Origin of the sequence: Variovorax sp. HJSM1_2 (assembly GCF_049316285.1) — a bacterium.
In the GTDB taxonomy this organism is placed as follows: domain Bacteria; phylum Pseudomonadota; class Gammaproteobacteria; order Burkholderiales; family Burkholderiaceae_C; genus Rhodoferax_B.
Genome location: NZ_JBMOXA010000010.1, coordinates 212,446 through 227,645 on the forward strand (window position 1 = coordinate 212,446; position 15,200 = coordinate 227,645).

At 63.9% G+C, this 15,200-nt stretch carries 11 protein-coding genes and 1 pseudogene; 6 read left to right on the top strand and 6 right to left on the bottom strand.

What is annotated here, in order from left to right; genetic code table 11:
* The first annotated feature begins 5 nt into the window (after nucleotides 1-5).
* Entirely contained in the window at nucleotides 6-2,606 is a 2,601-nt protein-coding gene (locus tag ACFQ95_RS13750) for an FtsX-like permease family protein (protein ID WP_422831808.1), read from the top strand.
* 19 nt (nucleotides 2,607-2,625) lie between these two features.
* Here the strand turns inward: ACFQ95_RS13750 and ACFQ95_RS13755 are convergent, their stop codons facing one another.
* Both ACFQ95_RS13755 and ACFQ95_RS13760 read right to left on the bottom strand, forming a co-directional pair.
* Nucleotides 2,626-3,909, bottom strand: a complete 1,284-nt coding sequence (locus tag ACFQ95_RS13755; RefSeq protein ID WP_422831809.1) for a diguanylate cyclase — start codon at nucleotides 3,907-3,909, stop codon at nucleotides 2,626-2,628.
* Nucleotides 3,910-4,131: 222 nt separating this feature from the next.
* On the bottom strand, nucleotides 4,132-5,046 hold the full coding sequence (locus tag ACFQ95_RS13760; protein ID WP_422831811.1) for a transglutaminase family protein: 915 nt from the start codon (nucleotides 5,044-5,046) through the stop codon (nucleotides 4,132-4,134).
* Between the two features lie 169 nt (nucleotides 5,047-5,215).
* Between ACFQ95_RS13760 and ACFQ95_RS13765 the strand changes: the two genes are divergently transcribed.
* Nucleotides 5,216-6,280 (top strand): lipocalin-like domain-containing protein, encoded by a 1,065-nt coding sequence (locus ACFQ95_RS13765; RefSeq protein ID WP_422831812.1) that lies wholly within the window; start codon nucleotides 5,216-5,218, stop codon nucleotides 6,278-6,280.
* Nucleotides 6,281-6,297: 17 nt separating this feature from the next.
* Here ACFQ95_RS13765 and ACFQ95_RS13770 read toward each other — a convergent pair whose 3' ends face one another.
* On the bottom strand, nucleotides 6,298-7,281 hold the full coding sequence (locus ACFQ95_RS13770) for a Bug family tripartite tricarboxylate transporter substrate binding protein (protein WP_422831814.1): 984 nt from the start codon (nucleotides 7,279-7,281) through the stop codon (nucleotides 6,298-6,300).
* A gap of 259 nt (nucleotides 7,282-7,540) precedes the next feature.
* Here ACFQ95_RS13770 and ACFQ95_RS13775 point away from each other — a divergent pair, with 259 nt between their 5' ends.
* Nucleotides 7,541-9,604: an AsmA family protein gene (locus ACFQ95_RS13775; protein WP_422831815.1), complete on the top strand. Its 2,064-nt coding sequence runs from the start codon at nucleotides 7,541-7,543 to the stop codon at nucleotides 9,602-9,604.
* A gap of 18 nt (nucleotides 9,605-9,622) precedes the next feature.
* Here ACFQ95_RS13775 and ACFQ95_RS13780 read toward each other — a convergent pair whose 3' ends face one another.
* Entirely contained in the window at nucleotides 9,623-10,276 is a 654-nt protein-coding gene (locus tag ACFQ95_RS13780) for a peroxiredoxin (RefSeq protein ID WP_422829728.1), read from the bottom strand.
* A gap of 239 nt (nucleotides 10,277-10,515) precedes the next feature.
* Between ACFQ95_RS13780 and ACFQ95_RS13785 the strand changes: the two genes are divergently transcribed.
* The 3 genes from ACFQ95_RS13785 to ACFQ95_RS13795 all read left to right on the top strand — a co-directional run bounded on the left by ACFQ95_RS13785 (nucleotide 10,516) and on the right by ACFQ95_RS13795 (nucleotide 13,397).
* Nucleotides 10,516-11,262 (top strand): hypothetical protein, encoded by a 747-nt coding sequence (locus ACFQ95_RS13785; protein ID WP_422831817.1) that lies wholly within the window; start codon nucleotides 10,516-10,518, stop codon nucleotides 11,260-11,262.
* A 78-nt stretch (nucleotides 11,263-11,340) separates the two neighbouring features.
* Complete coding sequence (locus tag ACFQ95_RS13790; RefSeq protein ID WP_422831818.1) at nucleotides 11,341-11,967, top strand: hypothetical protein; 627 nt, start codon at nucleotides 11,341-11,343, stop codon at nucleotides 11,965-11,967.
* Nucleotides 11,952-13,397 carry a S1 family peptidase gene (locus ACFQ95_RS13795; RefSeq protein ID WP_422831819.1) on the top strand — a complete coding sequence of 482 codons (1,446 nt, stop codon included), beginning with the start codon at nucleotides 11,952-11,954 and terminating at the stop codon, nucleotides 13,395-13,397. Before ACFQ95_RS13790 ends, ACFQ95_RS13795 begins: the two co-directional genes overlap by 16 nt.
* 107 nt (nucleotides 13,398-13,504) lie before the next feature.
* Here ACFQ95_RS13795 and ACFQ95_RS13800 read toward each other — a convergent pair whose 3' ends face one another.
* The gene (locus tag ACFQ95_RS13800) at nucleotides 13,505-14,944 is read right to left on the bottom strand and encodes an aldehyde dehydrogenase family protein (protein WP_422831821.1); all 1,440 of its coding nucleotides are present in this window, start codon (nucleotides 14,942-14,944) and stop codon (nucleotides 13,505-13,507) included.
* Nucleotides 14,945-15,101: 157 nt separating this feature from the next.
* Nucleotides 15,102-15,200: pseudogene (locus tag ACFQ95_RS13805) on the bottom strand (5-dehydro-4-deoxyglucarate dehydratase); the annotation flags it as partial.

Here is a 15,200-nt window from a genome sequence, read left to right on the forward strand (position 1 = left end):
ACACTGTGGACACACAGCGCTCTCCCAACCCGGTTCTCGCGCTGCTGGCCAGTTACTCGTGGCAGGAGTTGCGCCACCACCCCTGGCGCAGCGCCACGGCGGTGCTGGCGGTAATGCTGGGTGTGGCCCTGGCGTTTTCCGTGCATTTGATCAACACCTCGGCCCTCAGCGAGTTTGCCAGCGCCGCGCGTGTGCTCAGCGGCCAGCCCGATCTCACGCTGCGCGCCACCCAAGGCCACTTTGACGAGTCTTTGTACACGCGTGTGGCCACCCGGCCGGAGGTGGCGGTGGCCAGCCCGGTGCTGGAGATCGATGCCACCGCAGCCACCAAAGAAGGGGGCCTCAAAAACATCCGCCTGATCGGTATAGACAGCCTGCGTGTGGCCGCCGTCGCGCCCGGCCTGCTGCCACGCCTGGGCGACGACCAGCCGCGCCTGGACCTGTTTGCCCCGGATGTGGTGTTCCTCAATGCGACGGCGCGCCAGCAGTTGTCGCTCACGGCCTGCGCGCTGGATGCCAAGGCCGAATGTGTGCTGCTGCAGCAGGGTGAAACACGCCAGGCCTTGCGTGTTGCCGGCAGCGTGCCGGCCGAAGGAGCGCCCTTGCTGGTGATGGACATTGGTGCGGCGCAAGATCACTTTGCACGCCAGGGCCAGCTCTCACGCATAGACCTGCGCCTGCAAGCCGGTGCCACACAAAGCAGCTTGCTGGCGGCGCTGGTGTTGCCGCCTGGTGTACAAGCCGTTCAACCCAGTGATGCGGCCGAGCGCATCAACAACCTCTCGCGCGCCTACCGCGTCAACCTCACGGTACTCGCCCTGGTGGCCTTGTTCACGGGGGCTTTTCTCGTGTTCTCGGTGTTGTCGCTGAGTGTCGCCAAACGGCTGCAGCAGTTTGCGCTGCTGGGTGTGCTCGGTCTCACCGGGCGGCAGCGGCTGCAGCTGGTGCTGGCCGAGTCGCTGGTGCTAGGCCTGGTGGGCAGCAGCGCCGGGATTGCGCTGGGCACGGCACTCGCGGCCTTGGGCCTGCGTGTGCTGGGCGGCGACCTCGGCGGTGGCTACTTTTCGGGGGTAGCGCCCGCGCTGCAATGGCAGAGCGGCATGGCGCTGGTGTTCGGCACGCTGGGCCTAGGCGCGGCCCTGGCCGGTGGCTGGTGGCCGGCACGGCTGGCGCAGCGTTTGCCACCGGCGCAAACCCTCAAGGGGTTGGGCCAGGTGGGCGGCCCCGCGCTCGCGCGCTGGCCCGGCATCGCGCTGCTGCTCGCCGCCCTGGCCTTGGCCTTTGTACCGCCGATCGCGGGCATGCCCCTGGCCGCCTACGTGGCCGTGGGTTTGCTGTTGCTCGGTGGCATCAGCGTGCTGCCGTGGTGGATAGGCCTGCTATACGACCGCCTGGCGCCGCGGCTGGCGCACCGGCTGCTGCCCACGCTGGCGATAGAGCGTGCCCGGCGTGTGCGCGAAAGCGCGGCCGTGGCGGTCAGCGGCGTGGTGGCCGCGCTCAGCCTGGCGGTGGCCTTGACGGTCATGGTCACCAGCTTTCGCGGCTCGGTGATCGCCTGGCTGGACGTGGTGCTGCCCGCGGACCTGTATGTGCGCGCCGCCACGGGCGCCGGCAGCGGCGACAGCGCCGTGTTGCCACCCGCCCTGGCCCAGGCCGTGGCCGGCTTGCCCGAGGTGCAACGCCTGAGCACGCTGCGTGTGGTGCCGCTGCAGTTGGATCCCGGCCTGCCCAGCGTGGCCTTGATGGCACGCCCGGGGCTGAACGCCCCGGCCAGCAGCCTGCCCCTGGTGGGTGCCGCCCTGCCCGTGCCGCCCGGCATGATCGCCGTCTATGTGAGCGAACCCATGGTCGACCTGTATGGCGCACACCCGGGCAGCACGTTCAGCGCGCTCGCCCAGACCTTTGAGCGTTCTGCGGCCTCCGGGCAATCTGACAAAGCGCAGACGGCTCCATTTTTCATAGCAGGCGTGTGGCGTGACTACGCCCGCCAGTTCGGTGCCATCGCCATGGACCAGGTCGACTACGTGGCGCTGACCGGCGACACCCGGGTCAACGATCTGGCCGTCTGGCTGCGCCCGGGCAGCGATGCGGCAAGCGTAGAACAAGCCGTGCGTGCGCTGGCCCCGGCACAAGGCGCATCCCTCAGTTTTACCCAGGTGGGCGATATCCGCGCCACCTCGCTGCGCATCTTCGACCGCAGCTTTGCCGTGACCTACTGGCTGCAGGCGGTGGCGATCGCCATCGGGCTGTTCGGTGTGGCGGCCAGCTTCAGCGCCCAGGTGCTGGCGCGCCGCAAGGAGTTCGGGCTGTTGGCCCATCTGGGCCTCACGCGCAGGCAAATCCTCTCCGTGGTGGCGGGCGAAGGTGCAGCCTGGACGCTGGTGGGCTCTGCGGCCGGACTGGGGCTGGGCATTGCCGTGGCCATGGTGCTGGTGTTTGTGGTCAACCCGCAAAGCTTCCACTGGAGCATGGACCTGCGCCTGCCCTGGCCGCGCCTGCTGGGCTTGTGCCTGGCGGTGGTACTGGCCGGTACCGTCACCGCCTGGCTGGCGGGCAGATCAGCGGCCAACCGCAATGCGGTGTTGGCGGTGAAGGAAGATTGGTAAGCGTGTTGCCGCCCAGGCTCTAAATCAGCACTTCCAGCGCCCCACCCAGCACCACCTGGTTACGCCCACGCTGCTTGGCCTTGTACAAGGCAGCGTCGGCCTGGCCGATCAACATCTCCGGTGAACCACCGGCTGTGGGCACCATCACCGCCACACCAATGCTCAGCGTGACGCAGCCCAGAGGCGACTTGGCGTGTGGCATGCGTTTGTGCTCGACCACGGCACGAATCGTTTCCGCCAGGTGCTGCATCTCGGAGGCATCCAGTCCCGGCGCCACAAAGACAAACTCTTCGCCGCCATAACGCGCGGCCACATCACCGGCGCGCCGCACATGGCTGCCGACTGCTGCCGCCACGATACGCAGGCAATCGTCACCGGCTTGATGGCCATAGAAGTCGTTGTAGAACTTGAACCAGTCGACATCGATCATGGCCAGCGCCAGCGGACGCCCCTGGCGCGCCTGACGGTTCCACTCCTGGACCAGGACATCGTCGAAATGGCGCCGGTTGGCAATGCCGGTCAGGCCGTCGGTGGCGCTGAGGGCCAGCAGGCGGGCATTGGCGGCCTCCAGCTCGGCCGTACGCTCTGCCACCAATTGTTCCAGCCGCCATTCCTGGTGGCGCAAATGGGCCACAAGTTCGGCTTCAGCCCGGTCCTGTGCCGACTTGGACAACTCACGTTGGCGCATCAGTTGCGCCACACCGAGAGCAAACACCCCCGTCAGCAGCGTCTGGATCACGGCCAGCGCCAGCGTCAGCATCAAGTGCTGCGACACCGCGGCACGCTGGCGGTCCAGCGCTTCGGTGGTGATGCTGTGCACGTGCAGCATGTAGTCGGAAATCGGATCACGCAAATCGAGCTGGGTCTTGCTCAGCAGCAGCAGGGCGGCGGCAGCGTTGTATTCGCGGTCGGGCGCTTCACCCAGGTAGTGGTCGGCTTCTTCGACAAAATGTGTCACCGCTCCATGCACGGCACGGTACGACATGTCCCGGCCGGTGTAGGGGCGGTGAATCGCATTGGCGAACACCTGCACCTGGTTCACAAACAAGTCATAGCGCAGCTGCAGGTGGGCGCGGCTCTCGGCGCTGCGTTGGTAGCTGTCGCGCTCGAGTGCACGCTCGAAACGCTCGAATTCGCTGAGCATGGTGGACGCCCGGCGCATGGCTTGCACATTGCGCCCCGAAAGGCTGGAGCTGAGTTGCACAAACTGGCGCACTTGAAGCCAGGCCAGGCCGATGAACACGAGGATCAGCGCCACGCCTATCATCACCACCCATTTTTTTTGCAGCTTCAAACTGCTCATCAACACCCAGCCCGGTCGTCGACGAGCCGACACCTGTCGTGCCCCATGTCACAGCAAAGCCAGCAGCAAGTGCTCAAATCCATGAAACGTTTTGACCTCATCACCCAGCAAGCTTGAACCCGCAGTGCTGCGGGCGCCAAGATGGGATGATAGCGTTTGATGCCTGGTGGAGACCCATTCCGGACTTTGAATGAATCAAATGAAACGCAAATACGGGACAGCTCAGCGTCGCCTCACCATCACCTCGACCTCCATGCCCAGGTAATCGCCGGGCTCGCCATCCCAACTGCCGGAGATGGGCGAAGCCTGTGACGGGTCGCGCGCGGTCGCCACACGAATCAGGTTGGTGCCGCCAAAAAACGCATTCGTCGGATCAAAGGCCACCCACCCCGGCCCCGGAAGATAAACCTGCACCCAGGCATGGGTGGCGCCCGCGCCCACCACGGCCTCGCCTTCGGCAGCAACACGGTCCAGCGCCGGGTCGTAGAGATAGCCCGAAACAAAACGGCAGGCATAACCGAGGCGCCGCGCGGCTTCCATCATCAGCAAGGCGTAGTCGCGGCAGGAACCGCTTCCCAGCACAAGGGTTTGCGCCGGGGTTTGTGTGCCCTCTTCGTCACGCGAGGCATAACGCAAGCCGTTTTTGATGTGGTGTGTCATGTCCACCAGGATTTGCCGGCTGTTGGGCATGACGATGGCACCGCTGCCATCCGTGGCCAGGCTGGGCCGCACAAACTGGCGCGCCCAGTTCTGGACCACGCCATCGGGGTCCGCGTAATGCGGCCGCAGGTAATGCTCCAGGTCCAATCGGTCGCTCGCCGCATAAGAAAACGGGTAACTGATCGCCTGCGCGTCCATAGGCAATTCGAGGTTGAAGGAGCCGGCATGTTCAATGGTGAACGAGCACACAATGCGCAGTTCGGTCGCGGCCTCCAGCGGCTGCACCAGCGCGACGGAATTCGAAAACACGTCCTGCACCAGATACTGCTTGGCGTGCGGGCTGACTTTCAGGTCACTCGCCAAAACCCGGATATCGTGGCTGGCACGGGGCCGGTACATCACCCGATGCGGCCCAAAGCTCACCGGACGCGAATAGCGGTAAGTGGTGGAGTGAACAACGTCAAAAATAGGGTGCATAAACAGACTCTGTATGCGACAGCAAATGCCGCCGGCATGGTACACCAGCCACATCACCAGCAGCGCGCTGCTGCATCGCCGCGCCAAGGCCCTACAAGGCCCTATGAGGCTCTGACACAATCGAACCTATGCCCGCCCCTGCTGCTTTGTGGACCCCACACCCGCTTTGATGTTGCGCCGCCACCTGCTCGGAACGGCCAGCGCTCTGGCCTTGTGGCCAGGTCTTGGCCATGGCCTGCCGCCCGCACAGCTGCGCTTTCCGCGCGACCATGGTAGTCATCCGGATTTTCAAACCGAGTGGTGGTACATCACCGGCCATGCCACCTCGGGTGGGCGCCAGTTTGGCTTCCAGTTGACGTTTTTTCGCTCACGTGTGGCCTCCACACAAGCCATGTCCTCGCACTTTGCCGCCAAACAACTGCTGCTGGCCCACGCCGCCATCACCGATGTGCAAGGCCAGAAACTGTGGCATGACCAACGCCTGGCGCGCGCCGGTTTTGCCGTCGCCGAGGCCAGCGAGAGCGACACCAGTCTGCGCCTGCTGGACTGGTCGTTGCAGCGCGAGCCCGGCCCGCCGGCACTCTTCACGGCGCATTTACCGGCGGCTGATTTCAGCCTGGACCTGAGGCTCAGCGCCACACAGCCGCCGCTGCTGCAGGGCCAGCAGGGCTTGTCGCGCAAAGGGCCACAGGCCGAACAAGCCAGCTACTACGTGAGCCAGCCGCAGTTGGCGGTGGCAGGCACACTCAGCCTGCAAGGCCGAAGCTTCAAAATCGACGCCGGCCGCGCCTGGCTCGACCATGAGTGGAGCCAGGCCGTGCTGCACCCACAAGCCGTGGGTTGGGACTGGATAGGCATGAACCTGGACAACGGCGACGCCCTCACGGCGTTTCATCTGCGCCGGGCCGATGGCTCGGCTTTGTGGGCCGGAGGCTCCTACCGCAGCGCCGAGGGCAAGCTCCAGGTCTTCGCGTCAGAGGCGGTGAGGTTCACGCCCGGGCGCATCTGGCTCAGCCCACACAGCCAGGGGCGCTACCCGGTCGAGTGGCGGGTGCAAACACCTGCTGGCACTTTCGCGGTGCATGCCGTGGTGGACGCGCAGGAACTCGACAGCCGGGCCTCCACTGGCACGCAGTATTGGGAAGGCCTGAGCACGCTAAGTGATGCCGCGGGCCGCCGCCTGGGCCTGGGCTATCTGGAGATGACCGGCTATGTGGGGCGGCTGCGGCTGTAGCCCCAGGCGCCCGGCGCTCAGTTCGGCTCTATGCCGGCCTGCTTCACCACGGCCGTCCACTTTACGGTTTCAGACTGAATGAAACGGCCAAACTCCTCGGGGGAGTTGCCCACGGTAAAGGCGCCGATGTCGTCGTAGCGTTTCTTGAATTCAGGCGCCTGCACAATCGCCTGCAAGGCCTGCGAGACACGGCTCACGATGGCGCTGGGGGTGCCGCTGCGCACCACCACGCCATACCAGGAACTCACCTCAAACCCAGCAAAGCCCGCTTCCGCCGCCGTGGGCACCTGGGGCAACCATGGCACCCGTGTACGGTAGGCCACGGCCAGCGGCTTGAGCTTGCCCGACTGCACTTGTGGCAAGGCCGTGACCACCTCGTTGAAGATGAACTGCGTCTGCCCGGACAACAAATCGACCAGCGCTGGCGCCAGCCCCTGGTAGGGAATGGCGGTGAAGTTTGCCCCGGTCTGGCTGCGCAACAATTCACCCGCCAGATGCGGATAAGAGCCCAGGCTGACGCCGTAATTCACCTTGCCGGGGTTTTGTTTCGAGTAGTCGATCAACTCACGCATGCTGTTCACCGGCACCGACGGGTTCACCAGCAGCACCTGCGGCGTTTGCACCAGCAGCGACACCGGGGTGAAATCACGCGCCAGGTCGTAGCTGAGGTTTTTGAACAAGGCCGGCTGCACCGTGAGGTTGGAGGCCGGGGCCAGCAACCAGGTGTAGCCATCCGCCGGCTGGCGCGCCACATAGTCGAAACCGATATTGCCTGCCGCACCGCTGCGGTTCTCGACCACCACCGGCTGCTTCAAGCGCAGCGCCAGTTGCTCGGCAGCCTCGCGCGCAATCTTGTCGGCAATGCCACCCGCTGGATACGGCACCACCAGTTTCAACGGCTTGTGCGGAAAGTCATCTGCCGCCAACGCCACCAAAGGCAGTGCCGCCAGCCATGCCGCAACCAGGCGATGAAGGCGGCGCGTGCGCAATGCAATTTGCATAAAGAAACCTCTAAGCACAAAACCAGACAGTAGACACCAATCGCCCTTGCTTGGGAACAAACCTTTAGCGATATACATAAGCGGCCCACCCCGGGCGGCTCTACGCCCTGTCCCAACGTCAGCCATCACCTACGGCGATATGCGGCGCGCCCTCGCCGCTGCCTTCGCCAAAGCCCGGTAGGCTTGATCCCATGAACGAATGTGTCTGTCAGACCACGGCTTGCGGCATGAGCCTGCCCTGCATTTGGAGGCTTGGGTGATGGCGGCCCCAAGCCTGGCGTCCTTCCCGCGCCGTCATGCTGTTTTGACGGCGCTGGTGGCCGCACTGATTCTGCTGGTCGTGTTGTTCGACTGGAACTGGCTGCGCCATCCGCTGGAGCGCTACATCTCCGACAAAACACAACGCACGTTCACCATTTCAGATCTGCACGTGCGTTTGGGATTAACACCCACCATCCGCATGCGCGATGTCTATTTCAGCAACACCGATTGGTCCAAGGAGGATGCGATGGCGCGCATCGAAACCCTGGAGTTCTCGGTGTCGCTGCGCGACCTGCCCGAGAAGATCTTGATACCGCGTGTGGCGCTCACTAAACCGGACTTGATCTTCGAACGTCTGCAAGACCAGCGGCGCAACTGGACCTTCAAAGCGCCATCCGAAACCCAGGAACCGAGCAAATTGCGCATAGGCACTTTGTCGGTGGACCAGGGGCGGCTGCGTTTTCTCGACCACGGCCAGCGCTTCAACATCGACGTGCAGGCTGAGACCTTCGACCCCGCCCAGCAAGAGCGTGTGAAAGACGCCGACGCCAAGCCCGAGAACAAGCGCTACGCCACACGCTACAACTTCAAGGGCAACTACCAGGGCGCCAGCTTTTCCGGCCAGGCCCTCAGTGGCGAGGTGCTGAGCTTTCAGGAGTCTGGCGTGCCGTTTCCCTTGAAGGGGGAACTGGTGGCGGGCAGCACCAAGCTGTCCGTCGAAGGCACGATTGCCGATGCCGCCAACATCAGCGCCATCGACACACAGTTGAAGATTCAAGGCCAGACCCTGGCCAATCTGTATCCTTTTCTGCTGCTGCCACTGCCAGCCTCGCCGCCATATACCTTGCAGGGCCATCTGGTGCTCGAAGGCAAGCGCTACCGCATGGACAACCTGAACGGCAAAATTGGCTCGACCGACGTGCGCGGCTCGGCCGCCTATGTGGACCAACAGCCGCGCCCCTTGCTCAGCGCCGACCTGCGCAGCAACAACCTGCAGCTTGCCGACCTGGGCCCGCTGATCGGGGTGCAGACCAAAAACAGCGGCGGCAAGCCGCCTTTGACCCAAGCGCAGACCAACACCAAGACGGCCGCAACGGCAGCAGCCGCCGGCCGCATCGACCCTAGCCATGTGTTACCGGCGGGCACTTTTGATGGCAGCAGGCTACAGAAAATAGATGCCGACGTCAGCCTCGTGGCCAGCAAGCTGCTGGTGCCCAAGGAAACCATAGACCTGCCGCTGGAGAGCATGAACGCAGCCTTACACCTGCGCGACGGTGTGCTGAAGCTTTCGCCACTGGACTTCGGCTTTGCCGGCGGCAAGATGACGGCTGAAATCACGCTGGACGCGCGCAAACCCGTCATCCACACCGATGCCAAGATCGACTTTCGCGGCATCCGCGTCGACCGGCTCACGCCCGCTGATTCCAGGCTTGCGCAAGGTGCGGGACTGGTGGGCGCCAGCCTGCAGATCGCCGGACGCGGCAACTCCATTGCCGACGCCGCAGCCCATGCCAACGGCAGAATATCGGCGGCCATTTCCAACGGCCGGGTGTCGAATCTGCTGGATGCGGCCAGTGGCCTCAACGGCGGCAAGGTATTGCAACTGCTGGCCGGTGGCGACAAAACCATCACCGTGAACTGCGGCGGCCTGGCCTTTGACATTGCCGACGGCATAGGCAAGTCGAAACTGTTTGTGGTCGACACCGAGCAGACACAAATCCTCGGCGAGGGCGGCTTCAACCTGAAGGACGAGAGCTTTGACATCACCCTCACACCCCGGCCCAAGAGTGTCGGCATCCTCTCGCTGCGCACGCCTGTGCGGCTTTACGGCCGCTTCAACCAGGCCGACTACGAACTGCACAAAGGGCCGCTACTGGCCCGCGCGGGTGGTGCCGTGGCCTTGTTCACCCTGACACCTATCGCCGCTCTTTTGCCGCTGATCGAAACCGGCCCGGGCGAGGACTCGGATTGCCGCCGCCTGCAAGCCAGTGCCGGGGTCAAGGAAGCCGAAAAACAAGCGCTCACAAAACCCAGCTCCAAGAAAAAAGCCGGGGCCAAGTGAGCAGGCCCAGCCAAGGGATCAGACCGGCTGCTTGGTGGTGCGCAGGTAGGGCTTGATGGTCTTGAAGCCTGGGAAGGCCTTTTCCGCGTCTTCGTTCGACACTGCCGGGGTGATGATCACGTCGTCGCCGTGTTTCCAGTTCACCGGCGTGGCCACCTTGTGTTTGGCCGTGAGTTGCATGGAATCGAGCACACGCAGGATTTCATCAAAATTGCGGCCCGTGGTCATGGGGTAGGTCAGCATCAGCTTGATCTTTTTGTCCGGGCCAATGATGAACACCGAGCGCACGGTGGCGTTGTTGGCGGCGGTGCGGCCATCGGCACCAACTTCGTCGGCCGGCAGCATGTTGTAGAGCTTGGCCACGGCCAGGTCGCTGTCGCCAATCATCGGGTATTTGACGGCAGCGCCCTGGGTTTCCTCAATGTCCTTGGCCCATTCGCCGTGGCGTGCCACGGGGTCGGCGCTCAAGCCTATCAGCTTGGTGTTGCGCTTGGTGAACTCGGGTTCGATCTTGGCCATGTAGCCGAGTTCGGTGGTGCACACCGGCGTGAAGTCTTTGGGGTGCGAGAACAGGATGGCCCAGCTGTCGCCAATCCAGTTGTGGAAGTCTATGCTGCCCTGTGTGGTGTCGGCGGTGAAGTTGGGCGCGGTGTCGTTGATGCGAAGGGACATGGTGGTTTCCTGAGAAGGTTCCAAATGGGTTTGAGAGTTTTGGGGATGGGGCTCCCCTGCGCAGTTTCCACTTTTCGAACGGAAAATGGAACGCGCCAAAAAAGCCACTATGCCGGGATATGTTCGGCGTTCAAAAGAACACTTATTCATATGCTTCTTACGGCGTGTAAAGAGTACTCTTTTGGCTAGCTTCTTTCCAGGTTTTCCAGGTGACAAGCATCACTTCACTACACTGCCCCATGCCCCCCGCCTCACCCTCGCACCCCACCGCCCACCGCCTGAGCTGCCATTACTGGAGCGGCGACGCGCTGCGCAGCCGCAGCGTGAGCCCGCTGGTGCGGTCGGGCACGCTGGACGTGCCAGCCCCGTCCGCCAGGCTGGTCGCAGACTGGCAGCGCGAAACCCTGCAAAACCTGCAGGTGGCGCCCGGTGAGGTTGAGCAACTGCCTCTGGCACGCGCGCGCCTGCGCTGGCCAGACTACAAGCCATGTGTGCAGGCCATGGCCGACTGGACACGCGGGCTTGGTTTGGCAGACATACTGGGCGAGAGCGAAATCGCGCTCATGACATGCCGCGGCGCCAAGTACCACCACGATGTGGGCCAATACGGCGGCGCGGCGTTCTGCAATCTGTTCATGAGTGAGGACAAGGGGCTGGACCTGCACTTCCCGCATGCCGGTGTGCGTATTCCCTTGGTGCGCGGCACGGCCGTGCTGTTCGACACCGGCCAGCCGCATGCCGTCATCAAGCGCCATAGCAACGGCTTCGACGCCGCAGACTTCGCACCCGAGCACGACGCCACGCTGGTCTTTCTCACCTGGGAGTTGCCGATTGAAGAAGACTCGGTGGCACGTGCGCTGCAGTTGGCGTTCGATGTGAGCCCTGCTCCGGTGCCGCCACCAAACGAAGAGCAACTTTGGCGCGACGGCGCCCCAGCCCAGGTGGACCCCGGCTCGGGCCAGTGGCGCCCCGCGCAGCCCGACTGAACCGCCCGGGCACCCGGGTTCAGTGGGCTGCACAGATCGCAGCAACTATGGCACCATCCACCTCAGCACACCAAGGGGATGACTTTGGCTGTTCAACTGTTCTCTGGCGCCAGTATTGGGCTATTGCTAGGCTTGCTCATGGGCTTGTCGGCCTCGCCCATCGTCTCGCTTGTGGTGGCGGCGCTGGCCGGGCTGCTGGGCACGGTGGTGCTGCCGCTGACCAAGGCCAACGACAGCACACCCGCGCGGCAACGCGACGCCGCCTGGCGCTCGGGCGCGTTGGGCGTGGCGGCCATCGCGGGCTTGATGGCCGGCATTTGGATGCGCACACACGATGTTTTGTCACCGCCACGCGCAACACTGGCAGAACAGGTGCAGGCGGTGCAAGCGGCCGGCTTCAGCGCCGATGAAGCGCGTCGCCTGGTGGCCGGGCGCGAATTTGCCACCAGCCGTGCAACAGCGGCGTCAACCCCTGCCAATGCCGATGTGCGTTCCACCGTTCTCTTCGGCGCGGATGCCAGCGCCTGTGAAAAGCTCGCGCCCTCGCGTTTCAAGGACGTGGCAGCCGCTGCAGCGGCCTACGAGGCCGCCGGCTACGCGGCACTCGCCAGCTTTGCGCGCTCGCTGGGCAGCGAGCTTGTCGAAGAAAGCCAGCGCAAGGTGGCGCTGGTCGCGGTCGTGGGTGCCACATGCGCCGCGCGTTGATTTTTGGCGGCGCTGCGGCGCTGGCGCTGCGGCTCAGCGGCAAGGCTGGCGCACAGCCTGCAGCGCAGGCGAGCGACATACTCGCCGGCGCGAATGCCTCCGTGGTCAAGATAGACGCTGGCACCTACACCGCCTCGGGTTTTCTGTGGCCGGACACGCAGCATGTGGTCACGGCATTACACGTGGTGGACAGTGCGCAGAATGTGGTGGGCCATTGGGTCGATGCTCAGGGCAGGATAGAAGCTTCACATCCACTGCTGGTGGAACGTTTGCTGAAGTCCGCCGACTTGGTGCTGCTGCGCCTGCCCAAGCCGCTGGCCCGCCCCGCGCTGCAACTCAACACCAGCCTGCCGCAGGTCAAGCAAACCATGGACGCACTGGGTTTTGCGATGAACAGCCCGGGCGCCAGCGCCACTGAAGTCAAGCGCCGCTTTGGCGGCGACCGCTTGTCCGCCATCCTGCCGCCCAAGGTATTGGCTACGCTGACCGACTACCCCAGCGCTTCGTTGGAGATATTGAACCTCGAGGGCAATCTGGTGCCAGGCCTGTCGGGTGCGCCATTGCTCGACAACCGGGGCCGCGTCGTCGGCGTGGCCAACGGCGGGCTAGAAGAAGGCGCGGTGGGCATTTGCTGGGGCATTCCGGCCAAACATCTGGAACAGTTGGCACTGTCCAACACCACCGAGCTGCCACGCGCCCAGGCCGTCAAGCTGCGCTTCGCAGCCGACCTGCAGCCCAACGTGAAAACGCTGCCGGCACTCAACGGGGTCACACTCACCCGGCTGCGCAGCCGCAGCTTCGCCCAATTGGCGGCCAGTGCCGATGACCAACTTGGCCTGCGCCAGTTGGCCAACGTGTTCCAGGCTTTTCAGCCGGAACACTTTCAATACGACATCTACCAGGACCTGCAACTCGGTGCAACGCTGGCGGTGCCACAGGGCGCCACGTTACGCACACAGGGTGAATTCATTGGTGTGCAAGGACCTGGCTGGCCACGCATGTCCATGCTGGTGCAGATACGGCCGGTCGCCGATGCGGCAGACACCCAGCGCCAGGCCGAACTGTTTGAGCGCCTGGTGACAGAAATGGACACGCCTGGCACCCAGGTGGCGCTAGACCCGGCGTGGTCCTACCTCGCGCCCATGCAGAAAGGTGCGCTGCGTGTCAGCCGCAAAGGCGCTTACCGCGCACGCTTCAAGGACGGCATGCTGCAGCGCGATGCCTACTTTTTCGGCACGGTCGCCACCAATGGCCGCGCCTTCCTGGGAGTGGTGGCCATCAACAAGGACGACAGCATGCCGACCAACGTGCTGGAGGTGCAATGTGCGCAGGGGCTGGGCCACCAGCGCTGCCCAAGCCTGGTGGGCGAACGGCGTGCCTGGGCGCAGATGGTCCTGGCGGCGCAGTTCTCCACCTTTCCAGCCGCGTGACAGCGGCGAATGCCGCCGTCAGCAAAAACAAAAAAGCCGCCTCGAGACCAGCTCGGGGCGGCTTTCTCAAACCCCACGGCCAGCACGCCGCGGGGTACAGGGCGCCATCAAACGCCCACGTAAGCGGTCTTCACGGTGGTGAAGAACTCCTGTGCGTAGCGGCCTTGTTCACGCGCGCCAAAGCTGCTGCTCTTGCGGCCGCCAAACGGCACGTGGTAGTCGACACCTGCGGTCGGCAGGTTGACCATTACCATGCCGGCCTGGCTGTGGCGCTTGAAGTGCGTGGCGTATTTCAGCGAGGTGGTGGCAATGCCAGCCGACAGGCCGAAAGGCGTGTTGTTCGACTCGGCCAGCGCTTCTTCGTAGCCCTTCACACGGATGATGCTAGCCACGGGGCCGAACACTTCTTCCTTGTTGATACGCATGTCGGCAGTGGTGTCGGTCAACAAGGCCGGGGCCATGTAGAAACCTTCTGTGCCGAGCTTCAGGCGTTGGCCACCGGCGACCAGCTTGGCGCCTTCGTCCTGGCCGATTTGCACGTAGCCCAGGTCTTGCTCGAGTTGCGATTGCGAAGAGACCGGGCCGATGTCAATGCCGGCGGCCAGCGCGTCGCCAATCTTCAGCGTGGCCATACGTGCGGCCACGGCGTCGACAAACTTGCTATAGATGCCTTCGGTGACGATCAGGCGGCTGGATGCGGTGCAGCGTTGGCCGGTGGAGAAGAACGCGCTTTGCACGCTCAGTTCCACGGCTTGGGCCAGGTCGGCATCGTCCAGAATCACTTGTGGGTTCTTGCCGCCCATTTCCAGCTGCACCTTCTTCAGGTTGACAGCGCATTGCTGGGCAATACGTGCGCCAACACCTTGCGAGCCGGTGAAGCTGATGGCGTCGATGCCGGGATGGTTGACCAGTGGGTCACCAATGACAGAACCACGGCCCATCACCAGGTTGAACACGCCCGCAGGAATGCCGCTGCGGTTGATGATGTCGGCCAGCGCCCAGGCGCAACCAGGCACCAGGTCGGCAGGCTTGATCACCACGCAGTTGCCGTAAGCCAGTGCAGGCGCGATCTTCCAGGCGGGAATGGCGATGGGGAAGTTCCAAGGGGTGATCAGCCCCACCACACCCAGCGGCTCGCGGGTGATCTCAACGTGCACGCCGGTGCGCACGGAAGGCAGGATTTCACCGGCCAGACGCAGGCATTCGCCAGCGAAAAACTTGAAGATGTTGCCTGCGCGGGTGACTTCGCCAATGCCTTCGGGCTTGGTCTTGCCTTCTTCGCGCGACAGCAGCGTGCCGAGTTCTTCGCGACGCGCCAGAATTTCGTTGCCTATCTTGTCGAGTGCGTCGGCACGGGCTTGCACGTTGCCGGTCGACCAGGCGGGGAAGGCTGCGCGGGCGGCCTTGACGGCGGCGTCCAGTTGGGCCGCATCCGCTTGTGTGTACTCGCCGATCACGTCGGACAGGTTAGACGGGTTGATATTCGGTGCGTAGGTGGCACCGGCGATCCATTGGCCGTTGATCAGGTTGTCATGCTTGGTTGTCATGTTGCGGGTTCCTTGAAGGGGGTTCGGAAGACAGGCTGCTGGGCTTGAAGACACCAAACACAACAGCTGGAAAATGATGGCCGGGACGGGCTCAAATGCGCAAAGGCGATGGTAGCAAAGCTAGCATCGCCTGTCGCTCTAACGAGCTAAGCCGTGGTTACTGTGGGCCAAGCTTCTTAATCAGCGCAGCCAGCATTTCCACTTCGTTGGGCTTCAGATCGGACAGCGGTGCACGCACCGTACCGGCATCGTGGCC

Excerpts from the sequence above, each read along its gene's own strand:
- ACFQ95_RS13795 (WP_422831819.1), top strand. The coding sequence starts at position 11,952 with ATGCGCCGCGCGTTGATTTTTGGCGGCGCTGCGGCGCTGGCGCTGCGG.
- ACFQ95_RS13765 (WP_422831812.1), top strand. The coding sequence starts at position 5,216 with ATGTTGCGCCGCCACCTGCTCGGAACGGCCAGCGCTCTGGCCTTGTGG.
- ACFQ95_RS13770 (WP_422831814.1), bottom strand. The coding sequence starts at position 7,281 with ATGCAAATTGCATTGCGCACGCGCCGCCTTCATCGCCTGGTTGCGGCA.
- ACFQ95_RS13800 (WP_422831821.1), bottom strand. The coding sequence starts at position 14,944 with ATGACAACCAAGCATGACAACCTGATCAACGGCCAATGGATCGCCGGT.
- ACFQ95_RS13760 (WP_422831811.1), bottom strand. The coding sequence starts at position 5,046 with ATGCACCCTATTTTTGACGTTGTTCACTCCACCACTTACCGCTATTCG.
- ACFQ95_RS13755 (WP_422831809.1), bottom strand. The coding sequence starts at position 3,909 with ATGAGCAGTTTGAAGCTGCAAAAAAAATGGGTGGTGATGATAGGCGTG.
- ACFQ95_RS13785 (WP_422831817.1), top strand. The coding sequence starts at position 10,516 with ATGCCCCCCGCCTCACCCTCGCACCCCACCGCCCACCGCCTGAGCTGC.
- ACFQ95_RS13790 (WP_422831818.1), top strand. The coding sequence starts at position 11,341 with ATGACTTTGGCTGTTCAACTGTTCTCTGGCGCCAGTATTGGGCTATTG.
- ACFQ95_RS13775 (WP_422831815.1), top strand. The coding sequence starts at position 7,541 with ATGGCGGCCCCAAGCCTGGCGTCCTTCCCGCGCCGTCATGCTGTTTTG.
- ACFQ95_RS13780 (WP_422829728.1), bottom strand. The coding sequence starts at position 10,276 with ATGTCCCTTCGCATCAACGACACCGCGCCCAACTTCACCGCCGACACC.